This is a genomic window from Aphanothece microscopica RSMan92 (assembly GCF_046613545.2).
GTDB lineage: Bacteria > Cyanobacteriota > Cyanobacteriia > PCC-6307 > Cyanobiaceae > NIES-981.
The window spans coordinates 1-569 of sequence record NZ_JBKKKY020000366.1 but is presented as its reverse complement, the minus strand read 5'-3'; the positions used below and the strand labels follow the sequence as shown (position 1 = coordinate 569).

Annotated in this window: 1 protein-coding gene; it reads right to left on the bottom strand. The window is 66.6% G+C overall.

The annotated features are described in order from the left end of the window. Nucleotides 1-31: 31 nt before the first annotated feature. Nucleotides 32-547 carry a hypothetical protein gene (locus ACLD7X_RS18035; RefSeq protein ID WP_425625470.1) on the bottom strand — a complete coding sequence of 172 codons (516 nt, stop codon included), beginning with the start codon at nucleotides 545-547 and terminating at the stop codon, nucleotides 32-34. Nucleotides 548-569 lie beyond the last annotated feature (22 nt).

Sequence of the window (569 nt, the reverse complement as noted above, 5' to 3'; positions counted from 1 at the left end):
GATCCTTCCGCGATTGGCTGGCCGAAGAAGTTCACTCCCAGACGAACCCGTCCGGATAAAGCCGTGCGATCACTGCCTTTCGCATGGCGATGGCCAGCTGGTCGTGGAAGATTTCCAAAGCCCGGGCCTTCGCGGCTTCGTCCAGCCATCCGCGCCCAAGCCGCCAGTGCCGGAAGAAGACCCAGTCGAGGTCATTCTCGCGCTGTCGCGGAAGGCCGCGCCGGACCTGTTCCTCTGTGAAGGGTAGCGCAGCCGATGGCCGCCCGAAGCGGATGCGCAGCTCCTCATGTGCGCGCTTGCTTTTCGTTACGCTCGTTTCCACATCTGCCGCGCTGATGCACAACAGCCGTTCAATCTTGTCCCGCACCACCCCCGGCACCGTTGCCACCGCCGCCTCGACCGCAGCCAGGAACCGCTGGTCGGTCTCGAACCGCAGGCCCCACGCCGCCGGAACCCCGCGCCACAAGACGGTTTCGGCATCCGCGGTCCATTGCCCGTCCCGTGCAAGCCCCAGCGCGTCCAGCACCGGCAGGACGGTCTCGGTCACCCACGTGGGCCCAGAGCCGGGA